Genomic DNA, 13,590 nt, shown 5'->3' with positions numbered 1-13,590 from the left:
AGAGAGGCTACATAGCATGGAGAGAGTAAGAAAAAAAAGGTCCCTTAATAACTTTAAGACAAAGCTGGTGCTAGCATTTGCAGCGATCTTATTGGTGCCATCTGTTACGATAGGTGTATCAGCTTACATAACGGCGAAACATGAAATTGAAAACCAAATTATTAACACAGCACAGCAAAATGTACAGTCTATTAATTCAGTGATTGACGATACCATTGGACCAAAAATTCATGATGTAGAGTTTTTTGCATCAGTGGTAAACAACGAGCGCTACAATGAAAAAGATATGGCTACTTTAAGGGGAAATTTTAACTTATATGCTTCGCTTCATCCAGAGGCTATCAGCATTTTTACAGGAAATCAGCAGGGAAAGTTTATTCAATCGCCTAAAAAAGTGCTACAAGCAGGCTATGATCCCAGAAAACGAGATTGGTACAAGCTAGCCATGCAAAACAAAGGAAAAACAGTTGTCACTGAACCTTATCCATCAGCCTCTACAGGTCAGACCGTTATTACTGTAGCGAAAACATCGGCGGATGGCACAGGGGTTATTGCTTTAAATTTAGATATTAGCCGCATTAATAAAGCTGTCAGCAAAGTAAAAATCGGAGAAAAAGGATATCCATTTCTTTTAGATGGAGAAAGAAAATATATTGTTCACCCTGCGGAAAAAGCAGGTACAAAAGCGACAGATTCTCTTTTTGACAAGCTTTATGCAAAGAGCTCTGGGTCTTTTGAATATACCTTTAACGGGGATGAAAAAAAGATGGTCTTTACGACAAATAAAACAACAAGCTGGAAAGTTGCAGGCACTATGTATTCATCAGAAGTTAGTGAAGCTGCACAGCCTATCTTTTACAAAACACTATTTATCATTGTAGTTTGTCTGATAATCGGGAGTCTTACCATTTTTGTGGTGTTGCAATCGATTATTAAACCGCTCAAACAGCTTAAGAATCAGGCTCTGAGCGTTAGTGAAGGAGATCTGACAACAGCGATTACCGTCAATTCAAAGGATGAAATCGGCGAGTTAGGGTATGCTTTTAGTCAGATGCAAAACAATCTTCGCACATTAATTCAAAATGTTGAAATGAGTGCAGAGCAAGTGGCTGCTTCTTCAGAAGAGCTAACGGCCAGCTCACAGCAAACGAGCGCTGCGACTGAACAAGTATCAGTTGCGATACAAGAAGTGGCTTCTAGCGCGGAAAAACAAACGGCTGTTATTGACCAAAATGCAGCTTCTTTAGATGAGATTGTACAAGGAGTTTCTACTATTGCTCAGCGTACAGAAGCTGTTTCTCAGCTATCAAATCACACAACGTCTGAAGCTGTAGAAGGCGAAAAAGCCGTGAGAGAAACGGTCGAACAAATGGAATCCATTTCTCAATCCGTTGAGCTATCTAATACAACGATTCGTACTTTGTTTCAACGTTCAAAAGAAGTTGGAACCATTTTAGAAGTAATCAGCGGTATTGCTGCTCAAACAAATTTACTAGCCTTAAATGCTGCAATCGAAGCGGCACGAGCTGGAGAACATGGAAAAGGATTTTCCGTTGTAGCAGCGGAAGTGAGAAAGCTGGCAGAACAATCACAAGTGTCCGCGTCTCAAATTTCTGAGCTTATTCAAGCTATTCAACAAGATACTCAGGAATCTGTAAATACAATGGAGCAAGTTACAAACAAAGTTGAAGAAGGACGAACAATTTCACAAACGGCTATTCAAAAATTTGAACAAATTCTAAGCAGCATGAATGAAACGACTCCGCAAGTAGAAGAAGTGGCTGCGACTGCTCAGCAAATTTCAGCAGCGGTTGAAGAAGTGGCTCGTACAGCAGGTGAAATGGCGATCCTTGCTAAAGGAAATGCAGCTACATCTGAAGAAGTGGCCGCATCAACTGAAGAACAGCTGGCTTCAATGGAGGAAATTGCTGTTTCCGCACAATCTCTGTCTCAAATGGCAGAACAATTAACAGCGCTCATTAGCAAATTTAATTTGTAAACTTTCGTCAAATCGTCATAGACCTCTTTTATATTGGAAAAAGTAGAACATACACACATGAAAGAGGTGACAGTATGATGGAGCAAACAAAAATGACCTTTGAGCCAGCTTCAATTAACGATGATATGCACGCGAAGCTGAAACAGCTAGAAGAGCAGTTTCAACAAACGTTAGGAAAAAGAGTAGCTTTAGTTGCATACGAAGCTGAAAAATAAAGAAACAAAAAAGAAAAGACGCTAGGTCTTTTCTTTTTTTGTTTCAATAAGGTTAACATACATTAAATTACAAGTTTTTTTCATATACTTTCTCAAAATGAATTATAATATAGTGTAAAATTACACTTTTATAGTATTATTTCACTTTTAATATGGTATAATTTCACAAAAATAAAGAAAGGAGCTTACAGTTTGTGATGAAGAAAAACGTGTTGTTAGGAACTTTTTTATCTTTTTATCTAGTAGGTTCATATGCCTCCTATCATATTTATAAACAGCAGCAAAGCCGTCCTGTAACGAAAGATGTTGCTCGGCTTCTTCCTACAAAAGTCAAAGAAATAAAGCACGGAACAACTGAAAAACAGCTGAAAGATTGGGTGAAAACCGCTTCACAGCATCATGAAAAAATAGCGATTTCAGGCATGCAGCACAGTCAAGGAGGGCAGACGTATTATCCGAATGCTATTTTACTTGATATGAAGCAGTACAATAAAATTGTAGATTACAAGCCACGTCAAAAAGAAATTACGGTTCAAAGCGGGACAACGTGGAATGATATTCAGCAATATATACATAAAGACGGCCTTGCTCTTCAGGTTATGCAATCACAAAATATTTTTACCGTTGGAGGTTCTATTAGCGTGAACGTACACGGCAGAGATATTCGATACGGTTCTTTAATGGATACGGTAAAATCTATGCGTCTCCTGCAGGCCGACGGGTCTATTATCGAAATTAGCCGGACAAAACACCCTGAGCTGTTTTCTTTAGTAAACGGAGGCTACGGGTTATTTGGAGTCATTTTAGATGTGACGCTTCGTTTGACGGACGATGAATGGTACGAAGATGAAATTATCCGCTTAGATTATAGACAGTATACAGCGTATTTTAAAAACTACGTACAGCATAACCCTGACGTTCGTATGCATATGGCGCGTATTTCTGTTTCTCCTAATCAATTGCTAACAGATATGTACGTCACAAACTATCGCTTATCTTCTCAAAATACTTCTACTGTAAAAGAACCGCTCAAAACAGAAAAAATAGTGGCACTTCCTAAATTTATGCTAGGACTGTCTCGTTACAGTGACTGGGGAAAAGATATGCTGTGGGAAACACAAAAGGCTTATTTTTTAAGACAAAATGGACGGCTTGAAACAAGAAATAATGTTATGCGTTCTGAAAGTGATTTTATGGAATACGAAAGTGCTAGCCGGACGGAAGTTTTACAAGAATACTTCGTTCCGGTTGATGAATTTGCTTCTTACATCGATGATTTACGCGAAGTGTTAGCAACAGAGAAATTAAATTTACTGAACATTACTGTTCGCTATGTAGAAAAAGACAATAAAGCCGTCATGTCTTATGCAAAAGACGACATGTTTGCTCTCGTTTTCCTTATTAACCAGAAAAAAGACCATCAAGGCATGGCTGATATACAAAGAGTTGTCAGAAAAATGGTGGATGTAACGCTGCAGCACCAGGGAAGCTATTACTTGCCTTACTACGGCTACCCAAGCAAGAAGCAATTAGAAGAGGCTTACCCTCATACAACCGCCTTTTTTAATTTAAAAAGAAATTATGATCCAAAGGAAACGTTCGTTAATTTATTTTATAAGGAGTATGGAAAATGACGTACAAACAACTCTTACACTCACAAAGCCTGATGATTACTGCAAGCAGTATTGTTTTTCCTTTTTACCTTTTACTGCTTCGAAATCTTGGCGATAGTTATTCACAATTTGGCTTAGCTTACGGAATTTTTGCTTTAACCGCAGCTTTGAGTCACCCTTTAATCGGTTCATGGAGTGACAGAGTAGGAGAAAAGCGCTTGCTCATTTTATATACGTTTGGGATGGCGGTTGTTATGCTTGTGATTCCCGTTCTATCAACTATTACGCAGGTGTATATCATTCAAGTTATAATGGGGCTACTTGGAGCTCTTCAAAAAACAGCAGAAAAAATAGCGTTATCTAGGCAGACAGATCGTGCTCATACAGGAAAACAAGTAGGACACTATCATTTATGGACCTCTATATGGGCAGCTTTAGCCGTGATTGCAACAGGGTATATCATTGATTTCCTTACAATCGGCAGCCTTTTTTACATCACTTCGTTTATGTATGTAGCGGCAGGGGTATTAATATGGCAAAAACCAAAAACAGTCGAGCTTGAACGCCACCATTCGCTGTAAAAGCATATATGGACAGGTCACTTGAATTTTTTAGTTTGTATTATAAGATACTATAAAAAATTTATGTTCTCCCGATATAAGTACTGAAAGGAGAAACGTTTATGCAAGGTATAAGTATATCAGGGCAAGATGCATGGTCTTCTATTATAGTATCGTTCGCTATTTTCATCATTATATGGGGTCTGATTCCAGGCTTAACTATAAAGTATGTATGTAAAAGTCAAACACTAGGTATAGCAAGTTTTTTTGTTGGTATTGCCTATGGGGTTAAAGCAGGTCATTTCCTTATTTAAATACGATTTGGTGTAAGTAAGGAAGCTTGGACCGCTATTAGCTAAGTGGGAATCCCTTTTGTTTCCTGTTATTTTTTTAGAGCAATTCTCCATAATAACAGTTAAAGAGGTGAATCCGATGACAGATAACAATGTTGGGTTTGGAGTTAGTGGAGGCGAAGAGACGAGAAAAAAATCTACTGTTTCTAGTGAAGCTCCTATATCTAGTGATGTACAACAAAATCAGAAACAAGATAACTACGAAAAGCTTAGCCACCAACTAAATTCATTATCTGATGATGAATTTAGAGCAGATCGTGATGAAGATTAAGGGTTTCCTATCAAAAAAGGATATTTAAATTAAATAAAGTATTATGAAAGTAAACTAATTGGATTCCATGGCTTTAACGTGATAGCATTAACTACTGGTACAAACATACCACTTGACTATTTTGACATGCTATTTTGTCAAAGTTCTTAGTTATTTCTTTGATAACTGAGAATCCATTTGTAACCTTTAAGTAGAGATATAAAGGTAATCCTTCACTTTAATAAGTGAAGGATTTTTTTTATCATTTCGTAATGGTTTTGCGATGATTTGGATTAACGGGGATAAAACAGATACATTGTATACAATGTAAACGTCGTCATGTATAATGTAACTTATTCTTAGTTGAAAACTTGAATGAGCAAGGGAGACATACTCGAGATAAGCGGAGGCATACACCAGTGTCTAAGAAAATACATGATTTTAATGATATTATCCGAAAGCTGCGCAAAAAACTTTTTGGAAAAGGTCCAGAACGAATTCATACTGTATTTGTTCAAAATATGGCTATTTCAACTTTGTACGGCAACTTAACGCCAGCTGAACAATTTATCGCGAGAACAACCGAAGGTAAAGAGACGGTACATATGGCAAGAACAAAGCTTATTCAAAACCTTTACGTTTCATCTCCTCCAGAGGGGCTTGAAGACTTGTTAGGAGCTAAGCTGGAGTACTTATTTTCTGATATCAAAGTAGAAGAAGATATCGCTGTTTCTGTGTTTGTGTTTGAAACCAATATTCAGTAGAACAACGTAAAATACATAATTTAATTAAATGAAAGAGAAGTAGGATCTGCTTGTTTTTTATTTGATTTTATTATAGATAATGATGACTGATATACTGTAAAGAAAGTGCAGGATTATTAGGCAGCATTCAAAAACCTTGTGTAAAAGGTGTTTTTGAGTGCTGCCTTTTTTAGTTAAGGAGGAGTTTTATGGCATTTCACAAGCCGGATAAAATGTTAAACATCGCTTTAGAAGCGGGGGTTTCAAAAACGAAGCTATCCCTTTCTTCCATTCTCATGCTTGGGTTTTTAGGAGGCGCGTTTATTGCGCTTGGTTTTTTACTAGATGTACGCGTCATTGGTAATTTACCGGCTGAATGGGGAAGTTTATCGAATCTTTTAGGAGGGGCCGTCTTTCCTGTAGGTCTTATGCTGGTCGTACTTGGGGGAGCGTAGCTTATTACGGGGAATATGATGTCTGTTTCCATTGCCCTGTATGCAAGAAAAATTTCACTTCGTCACTTGTTTCATAACTGGTTTTGGGTCACGCTTGCTAACTTTTTAGGTGCTGTGTTTATTGCATATTTCTTTGGACATATTGTAGGTTTAACAGAAACAGGGCCTTTTTTAGATAAAACGATAGCAATTGCTCAAGTTAAAATTGATGATTCGTTTTTTAAAACGCTTATTTCTGCTGTGGGCTGCAACTGGCTTGTATGTTTAGCTATTTGGCTTTCATACGGCGCTGACGATGTTACGGGGAAAATTCTTGGTATTTGGTTTCCGATTATGGCATTTGTTGCGATTGGCTTTCAGCACGTTGTAGCCAATATGTTTATTATTCCCGCCGCTATTTTTGCAGGTCACTTTACATGGATTGATTTTATTGCAAATATTATCCCTACCTTTATTGGAAATATGATAGGAGGAGCTGTATTTGTAGGCCTTATTTATTTTTCTTCTTATCAACGGAAACAAAAAGAACAATTAAAAAAAGCTTCTTAAGCGGTTTTATCAGTTGTCATAAAAAAAAAGCAGTCTCTTAGTAAAGAGGCTGCTTTTTTGATAATGAAAGGTGAAAAAATGTACTTTTAACAATTTATGTATGATAACATATAAAACAATTAAGGTTCGGTAAAGGGTCAAGTTCGTTTTTTATTCCCATAATAATATTATGGTTAACTAGATGGTAGAGAATACATTGGCAAGGGAGAGAAAGAAAGAGTGAATATTGGTATAGGATTGATTCTGCTATCTGTCGCACTACTATTTCTTATATCAGGAATGTTTTTACGCAAAAAGAGAAAAAAGGTATGTAGCAACAGTTTGTTAATCGCAGGAACATTGATTTTATCAGCAGGTCTATTATTAATCACTGGTGTATATGATCTGTATGCAAATCATATTTAATAGCGTATTAAAGGAGAGTGAAAAAATTGAAGTTCATGTTTGCTGTTTTATTGATTATATTTGGCAGCATTTTAGTTGGGTTGACCAGTAACAGTCTAGGCGCGACAGGTAATAACATCATGCATTTATCTGGAATTGGGTGCTTTATAGCAGCTATTTTTATAGTGAAAGGCAAAAAAGATATTAAACGCCGTACAAAAAGGGAATGCGATGTTTAATCACGCATTCTTTTTTGGTGTGAGCAGTTCTAGGCCTTTGTCGTCCACTTTTTCTTAAGATTATTATAAAATAGAAAGTAACAGCTATACATGCAGCAGTAAGGTGGTATTTAATATAATGAAACAATCTAGCAAAACGATCGGTATCGTAGCGCATGTCGATGCAGGAAAGACAACGTTTTCCGAACAGCTTCTTTATCATACCAAAAGTATTAAACAACGAGGAAGAGTCGACCACAAAGATTCCTTTCTTGATACCCATACGATTGAAAAAGAACGAGGAATTACGGTATTTGCCGATCAAGGAACTTTTTCATATAACGGTTCTACTTACTATTTAATTGATACGCCTGGCCACGTCGATTTTTCACCTGAAATGGAACGTTCTATTCAAGTGATGGACTATGCAATTGTTATCTTAAGTGCAGTAGAAGGAGTCGAAGGCCATACAGAAACCGTTTGGCAGCTGCTTCAAAAACATCGTGTGCCCGTATTCTTTTTCATCAATAAAATCGATCGTGTAGGAGCAAATCCTGAACGTGTTATAAACGATATTAAACATAACTTAACCCCCGATGTTTTTGACATAACGTCAGAGCTTATAGATGGCTCGTTAAGTGAGGAACTTATTGAATTTATAGCTGAAAAAGATGAAGAGCTTTTAGATGCATTTATGGAAGGCAAGAATGATCAAGCTTATTGGAAAGCAGCTATGCAAAAGCTTATTCAAACCAATCAGCTTTTCCCGTGTGCTTGTGGTTCAGCTTTACAAGATATCGGCATTGAAAGTTTTTTAGAGAAGCTCGATTTGCTAACAGAAACTCGCTACTCGAAGGAAGAAGCATTTTCAGGTCGTGTATATAAAATTCGGCACGATGAAAACGGCATGCGCATCACGTTTATCAAAGCTCTAAGCGGGACAATGCAGGTGCGTGATAAAGTGGCTTATGAAAAAAACGGAGAGCTATACGAAGAAAAAATCACTCGAATTCGTGCTTATAACGGAAGTACATTTGAAAACGTAAATGAAGGTTCAGCTGGCGAACTTTTTGCGGTTACAGGGTTGTCTTCAGCATCGATTGGAGACGGTCTTGGAACATTAAAAGAAAGCCGCTCCTACGAACTTTTGCCTACGTTAAAATCAAAAGTTGTTTTTGAGCCTTCTGTTCATCCAAAAGAAGGAATTAAACTTTTTCAATTATTAGATGCTGAAGACCCTTCTTTACATGTGACGTGGGAAGAAAGGACTCAAGAGCTTCATATTCATGTGATGGGAGCAATTCAGCTAGAAGTTCTCGAAAAACTGATAAAAGAACGTTTTAATATAAACGTACAGTTTGAAGAACCAGAAATTTTGTACAAAGAATCCATTCAAAATACAGTGATGGGATACGGGCATTTTGAACCGTTGAAACACTATGCAGAAGTTCATTTGAAAATAGAAGCAGCGGAACGAAACAGCGGAATTACTTTTGAAAATGCTTGTCACGCCGACGATTTATCCGTGGGGTATCAAAATCTAGTCCGTCAGCATATATTTGAAAAGCCGCATCATGGTTTGTTAACGGGTTCACCTATTACTGATATAAAAGTGACATTATGTACTGGACGAGCTCACAACAAGCATACAAGCGGAGGAGATTTTAGAGAAGCAACGTACCGTGCACTGCGACAAGGGTTAGAAAAAGCAGAAAATATTGTGCTAGAACCGTATTATGATTTCAAAATTAAAGTAGATATTGATCAAATGGGGAGGGTATTAGCGGATGTTCAAAGTGCAAACGGTCGCTTTGATTCCCCTGAAACAACCGAAAACAAAGCGATTATTACAGGCAAAGTTCCTGTTGCTACTTTTATGACCTACGGTTCGACGCTAGCATCTTTTACGCATGGAAAAGGAGCGATGTCTCTGTTATTCGGAGGGTATGAACGCTGTCATAATGAAGCAGAAGTGATTGAACAAATCCGCTACAATAAAGAGGCGGATCCCGAATACAGCTCATCATCCGTCTTTTGCGCCAAAGGACAGGGCTATACGGTTTCTTGGAAGGAAGCAGAGGAAAAAATGCACTGTTTATAAAAAGCACTGTAGCGATTGCTACAGTGCTTTTTTCGTAGCAATCTTTGCAATCTTTCAACAGCTGTTTTCTCCATACCTTTACAATAAAAACCACATTATAGTATAGTTTACTTATATTTCCAAAAAGAGGTGACAGAAACGTGGATGCTACTGTTAATACAACTAAAAGCGGTATAATAGGTGGGATTCTTGGAGGAATTTCACTTTTATACGTCATTATTAATACTTTATTGATCCTTAACTTTTTTATAGGACTTATTGCGGCTGAAAAGCTTCAAGGACTGCCTATTATCGCACCTATCTTTTTAGTTCCGCTCATGATTGTTCCTGCAATTATTGGGTTTTTTATAAAAAAAGACAAGCTCTGTCTATGGGCGATTATTTTAAATATCATCTTGTTTCTTGTACCAATTGGCTACCATGTTATCGGTACATTAGTATTTGGCCCTTAATTAAAAAAACGAACAAACTTCAATATAAAGTTTGTTCGTTTTTTTATATCATATAACCTTCTATAACCACTATTGAGCGGGAGCAGTAGCTGTACTGCTGTTTTCGTCTTTCACCATCATCCTTACGCCTTGTACAACCGCAATTCCTTCCCACTTATCAAGATCAGGTTCGAGAAATTCTAAAGCAAACGTGTGGGGACGTAATGACAGAAAGGAAGAGAGTGTGCGGACTTGAATAATAGGAACGCCGGAACGCAAAACGTCGAATTTGCGATCTGTTATATTCCCAGTAATTTCATATGTATCGCCATCGTTTCTGATATAAAGATACTTCTTTTTAAAAAAAGTAAATTTTCGCTGAATCATGCCAACTTCATTTCCGTGGGAATCAGAAATAATCAGCTTCGGCATAAGGGCAAACATTTTAGATTTACCTGTAAATATAATTTCTTCGTCCTTTAAAATCTCAAATTTATTAGCAATAGATAACTTATATGCGACATTTCCAATAACGTCTTGTGATTCATTATAGATAGGAGATTCACCTAACTCGAAAAACTTATCTTGCAAGATAATCCCTTGTTTCTCCATTTAAAAACCTCCTTTTACAATATATTACCATATTTTACACCTTTTGAGTTTGGTAAGACAGTTTTCATGGGTATTATTAAATAAAGTTCATCCTTACGTGCTACGGATAATGAGAAGAATGAAAATAGGTTTCAAAGCTCATAATGTGTAAAGGAGACCTGCTTGTTACAACACCAGGTGGAACGTAAAGTAATTTGTTAGATATACATAAGGAGATGATACTTTATGCCTCAATGGCACCCGCATCGTGAACAAAAAAATTTACCTGATGAATTTCCTGTTAATCCGCTTTTTTCTCGACAAGGAGAAGTGACGATTCCAAGGCTGCGTATCAGTGATCAAGGTATGCTTCCAGAAACAGCTTATCAAATCATTCATGATGAAATTGCTTTAGACGGAAATGCCCGTTTAAATTTAGCTACGTTTGTTACTACGTGGATGGAACCTGATGCAAAGCGTTTGTACGGAGAGTCTTTTGATAAAAATATGATTGATAAAGACGAGTATCCGCAGACAGCGGCTATTGAAGAGAGATGCGTACGTATTTTAGCGGACCTTTGGAATTCACCTAATCCTGATACAACGATGGGCGTTTCTACTACAGGCTCATCTGAAGCATGTATGCTTGGCGGACTGGCTTTAAAAAGACGCTGGCAGAAACTGCGTAAAAGTAAAGGGCTATCAACAGACCGCCCGAACATTGTATTTAGTTCATCCGTTCAAGTAGTGTGGGAGAAGTTCGCAAACTATTGGGACGTAGAACCTCGTTATGTGAACATTAATCCAGATCATCCTTATTTAGATGCAGAAGGCGTCATTAATGCGGTTGACGAAAATACAATTGGCGTCGTACCGATTCTTGGAGTGACGTATACAGGAGTTTACGAACCAATTGCTGCTATCGCAAAAGCTTTAGATGAGTTACAAGAAAAAACAGGGTTGGATATACCTATCCATGTAGACGCTGCTTCTGGAGGTTTTATCGCTCCATTTCTCCAACCAGACCTTATCTGGGATTTCCGCTTGCCGCGAGTAAAGTCCATTAACGTATCAGGACACAAGTATGGTTTAGTTTACCCTGGTTTAGGGTGGGTGATTTGGAGAGAAAAAGAAGACTTGCCTGAAGATCTTATTTTTCTCGTTTCTTATTTAGGAGGCAACATGCCAACTTTTGCGCTCAACTTCTCTAGACCAGGAGCACAAGTTCTTTTACAGTACTACAATTTCTTGCGTTTAGGTAAAGACGGCTATTATGCCGTGCAAAAAACCTCCCAAGAAAACGCGCTGTTTCTCAGCAAAGAAATTGGAGAAATGGAAGCGTTCGAAATTCTTGCTGATGGTTCAGATATCCCGGTTCTTGCTTGGAAACTGAAAGAAGGATATACACCAAACTGGACGCTTTATGATTTGTCTAGACAACTGCGTACGTATGGATGGCAAGTTCCTGCTTATCCACTACCTGCAGACATGGAAGAAATAACAATCATGCGCATTGTCGTTAGAAATGGATTTTCAAGGGACCTGGCTCATTTATTTATGGTTAATTTCAAACAAGCCGTTGAATTTCTTAACTCATTGGATAGACCTGTTCTTAAAGACACGAAATACGACAATGGATTTCATCATTAACATTTGTTACGAAAACACAAAGACGTGTTATGAAAAATTGCATGGCTTTGTGTTTTTTTATGCATAAAAAGATAATTTTTTCAAAAAATTCCAAAAACAACACAAGAAAATATTCTTATATTTTCTTAATTTTGGTATAATAACCCCTAAGGTTTTATAGTTCTTTAGAATTATATAAAACCTAAAAAAAGATAAAAAAAGGGGATAATAGTCTATGAAAATGTTGAAAGTTGCTTTGGGTATTCCGCTGTTAGCTATATTGCTAGCAGCCTGTAGCGAGGAGTCCAGTGAAACTGTATCGCAAAAAGAAGAGCCTACAGAGAAATCAACAGCGGTTCATACGAAAGAAAATGGCAATAAAACGGCTGTAAAAGAATCATCGCCAAATACATTACAAACAAAAGCATCAACCATTAAAAAAGCAGTTAATTCTAAAGAGGCTGATCGCGATTACTTATTAAACGTAATGAATGGTTATCAGTATATCCAAGTAGGTGACAATCAGTATATTTACTATGGTATTAATCAAGAGCAAAATGTTTTTTGTATGATGGAAGTTAATTTTGACGCCAGTGGTGATTATGTAGAAAACATCAATTTTGTTGATAATGCTTCAGAAGAACAAATTGCTTTGCTTCAAAACCAAATACAAGAACAACAAAAGCAATTATCAGACCTTGAACAGCAACAAATGGAAAAGGAATTAGATGATTACTATGCGCAGATAGAAGAAGACCGACAAAAAGAAGAAGAGGCGCAGGCCAAAGCTGATGCAGAAGCTGAAGCTCAGGCAGAAGCAGATCGCAAAGCGGAAGAAGAACGTTTAGCAGAAGAAGAGAAGAAACAGCAGGAGGAAGAGGAAGCTCAGGCAAAAGCGGATGAGGAAGAAGTTCAGGCTGATTCAGAAGATGAGGTCCAAACGGAATCGGAATCAGAACCAGAGCAAGAAGAAGATACAGAAGCAATTGAGGAAGAGGAACCAGCCGAACAAACAGTTTCCCAAGAGCAAGCTATCCAGCTAGTTCGTGATCAGCAAGGCATATCTGAAGATTCACCTCTCCTTGTAACATATGATTACGTTGACGATTCAGGAAACTATATTATCCATGTTTATGAAAATGTTGTGGATAATGAAGAAACAGGAGAGGAACATACAGCTACACAAGATTGGTATCAAGTAAGTCCTAGTGATGGGTCCATTACTGATGTTACGGTAGATGGTTACTAATAGAAAGAAAAAAAGAAGCGTTCCTAAAAAGGAATGGCTTCTTTTTTTAAGGTATAATTTTTATTTTATAGGAATCCTCTGAAAAATGGAGCGATGATATAGATGAAATTGAAAGTTGTTACTGCTTTGCTATTAGTAAATATTTTATTAGACTTGGAGGACCACTTTTGCACAAATTAAAATACATTTCGTTATTTATGTTTACTTTTTTATTTTTACAAGGATGCGAAGAAAACTCGAATTCTATGAT

General features: G+C 37.3%; 14 protein-coding genes and 1 pseudogene. 14 read left to right on the top strand and 1 reads right to left on the bottom strand.

Going from position 1 to position 13,590, the window contains the following annotated elements; all coding sequences use genetic code 11:
* Positions 1-16: 16 nt before the first annotated feature.
* The 12 genes and pseudogenes from ACFX4W_RS13020 (at position 17) to ACFX4W_RS12965 (ending at position 9,892) form a co-directional block, all read left to right on the top strand.
* A complete protein-coding gene (locus tag ACFX4W_RS13020) occupies positions 17-1,999 on the top strand; it encodes a methyl-accepting chemotaxis protein (protein ID WP_377559490.1) in 1,983 nt (660 codons plus the stop codon).
* Positions 2,000-2,076: 77 nt separating this feature from the next.
* Positions 2,077-2,214 (top strand): hypothetical protein, encoded by a 138-nt coding sequence (locus ACFX4W_RS13015; RefSeq protein ID WP_014459963.1) that lies wholly within the window; start codon positions 2,077-2,079, stop codon positions 2,212-2,214.
* Positions 2,215-2,411: 197 nt separating this feature from the next.
* Complete coding sequence (locus ACFX4W_RS13010) at positions 2,412-3,848, top strand: FAD-binding protein (protein ID WP_377560533.1); 1,437 nt, start codon at positions 2,412-2,414, stop codon at positions 3,846-3,848.
* Positions 3,845-4,408 carry an MFS transporter gene (locus ACFX4W_RS13005; RefSeq protein WP_013083286.1) on the top strand — a complete coding sequence of 188 codons (564 nt, stop codon included), beginning with the start codon at positions 3,845-3,847 and terminating at the stop codon, positions 4,406-4,408. The genes ACFX4W_RS13010 and ACFX4W_RS13005 overlap by 4 nt, the downstream gene beginning before the upstream one ends.
* A gap of 101 nt (positions 4,409-4,509) precedes the next feature.
* Positions 4,510-4,701: a hypothetical protein gene (locus ACFX4W_RS13000; RefSeq protein ID WP_025751820.1), complete on the top strand. Its 192-nt coding sequence runs from the start codon at positions 4,510-4,512 to the stop codon at positions 4,699-4,701.
* Between the two features lie 118 nt (positions 4,702-4,819).
* A complete protein-coding gene (locus ACFX4W_RS12995) occupies positions 4,820-5,011 on the top strand; it encodes a hypothetical protein (RefSeq protein ID WP_014459966.1) in 192 nt (63 codons plus the stop codon).
* Positions 5,012-5,409: 398 nt separating this feature from the next.
* Positions 5,410-5,754 carry a Na-translocating system protein MpsC family protein gene (locus ACFX4W_RS12990; protein ID WP_043982585.1) on the top strand — a complete coding sequence of 115 codons (345 nt, stop codon included), beginning with the start codon at positions 5,410-5,412 and terminating at the stop codon, positions 5,752-5,754.
* 188 nt (positions 5,755-5,942) lie between these two features.
* Positions 5,943-6,737, top strand: a pseudogene (locus ACFX4W_RS12985) (formate/nitrite transporter family protein).
* 219 nt (positions 6,738-6,956) lie between these two features.
* A complete protein-coding gene (locus tag ACFX4W_RS12980; RefSeq protein ID WP_080781700.1) occupies positions 6,957-7,142 on the top strand; it encodes a hypothetical protein in 186 nt (61 codons plus the stop codon).
* A gap of 35 nt (positions 7,143-7,177) precedes the next feature.
* Complete coding sequence (locus tag ACFX4W_RS12975) at positions 7,178-7,360, top strand: hypothetical protein (protein WP_241771402.1); 183 nt, start codon at positions 7,178-7,180, stop codon at positions 7,358-7,360.
* Positions 7,361-7,478: 118 nt separating this feature from the next.
* Positions 7,479-9,440, top strand: a complete 1,962-nt coding sequence (locus ACFX4W_RS12970; protein ID WP_043982583.1) for a GTP-binding protein — start codon at positions 7,479-7,481, stop codon at positions 9,438-9,440.
* Between the two features lie 140 nt (positions 9,441-9,580).
* Positions 9,581-9,892, top strand: coding sequence for a hypothetical protein (locus tag ACFX4W_RS12965; RefSeq protein WP_043982582.1), 312 nt, complete (start codon positions 9,581-9,583; stop codon positions 9,890-9,892).
* A gap of 69 nt (positions 9,893-9,961) precedes the next feature.
* On the opposite strand, the gene ACFX4W_RS12960 is transcribed toward ACFX4W_RS12965, so the two are convergent.
* Positions 9,962-10,483, bottom strand: a complete 522-nt coding sequence (locus ACFX4W_RS12960) for an LURP-one-related family protein (RefSeq protein ID WP_043982581.1) — start codon at positions 10,481-10,483, stop codon at positions 9,962-9,964.
* Between the two features lie 225 nt (positions 10,484-10,708).
* On the opposite strand from ACFX4W_RS12960, the gene gad reads away from it, so the two are divergent.
* Both gad and ACFX4W_RS12950 read left to right on the top strand, forming a co-directional pair.
* The gene (gene gad / locus ACFX4W_RS12955) at positions 10,709-12,112 is read left to right on the top strand and encodes a glutamate decarboxylase (protein ID WP_377559486.1); all 1,404 of its coding nucleotides are present in this window, start codon (positions 10,709-10,711) and stop codon (positions 12,110-12,112) included.
* A 214-nt stretch (positions 12,113-12,326) separates the two neighbouring features.
* The gene (locus ACFX4W_RS12950) at positions 12,327-13,340 is read left to right on the top strand and encodes a hypothetical protein (RefSeq protein ID WP_043982578.1); all 1,014 of its coding nucleotides are present in this window, start codon (positions 12,327-12,329) and stop codon (positions 13,338-13,340) included.
* Positions 13,341-13,590: the final 250 nt, after the last annotated feature.

Origin of the sequence: Priestia sp. YIM B13489 (assembly GCF_042787645.1) — a bacterium.
Classification (GTDB): domain Bacteria; phylum Bacillota; class Bacilli; order Bacillales; family Bacillaceae_H; genus Priestia; species Priestia megaterium.
Note: the sequence above shows the minus strand (reverse complement) of the source record. Positions and strands in the feature narration are given on the sequence as shown.

Excerpts from the sequence above, each read along its gene's own strand:
- ACFX4W_RS13020 (WP_377559490.1), top strand. The coding sequence starts at position 17 with ATGGAGAGAGTAAGAAAAAAAAGGTCCCTTAATAACTTTAAGACAAAG.
- ACFX4W_RS13015 (WP_014459963.1), top strand. The coding sequence starts at position 2,077 with ATGGAGCAAACAAAAATGACCTTTGAGCCAGCTTCAATTAACGATGAT.
- ACFX4W_RS13010 (WP_377560533.1), top strand. The coding sequence starts at position 2,412 with ATGAAGAAAAACGTGTTGTTAGGAACTTTTTTATCTTTTTATCTAGTA.
- ACFX4W_RS13005 (WP_013083286.1), top strand. The coding sequence starts at position 3,845 with ATGACGTACAAACAACTCTTACACTCACAAAGCCTGATGATTACTGCA.
- ACFX4W_RS13000 (WP_025751820.1), top strand. The coding sequence starts at position 4,510 with ATGCAAGGTATAAGTATATCAGGGCAAGATGCATGGTCTTCTATTATA.
- ACFX4W_RS12995 (WP_014459966.1), top strand. The coding sequence starts at position 4,820 with ATGACAGATAACAATGTTGGGTTTGGAGTTAGTGGAGGCGAAGAGACG.
- ACFX4W_RS12975 (WP_241771402.1), top strand. The coding sequence starts at position 7,178 with ATGTTTGCTGTTTTATTGATTATATTTGGCAGCATTTTAGTTGGGTTG.
- ACFX4W_RS12970 (WP_043982583.1), top strand. The coding sequence starts at position 7,479 with ATGAAACAATCTAGCAAAACGATCGGTATCGTAGCGCATGTCGATGCA.
- ACFX4W_RS12960 (WP_043982581.1), bottom strand. The coding sequence starts at position 10,483 with ATGGAGAAACAAGGGATTATCTTGCAAGATAAGTTTTTCGAGTTAGGT.
- gad (WP_377559486.1), top strand. The coding sequence starts at position 10,709 with ATGCCTCAATGGCACCCGCATCGTGAACAAAAAAATTTACCTGATGAA.
- ACFX4W_RS12950 (WP_043982578.1), top strand. The coding sequence starts at position 12,327 with ATGAAAATGTTGAAAGTTGCTTTGGGTATTCCGCTGTTAGCTATATTG.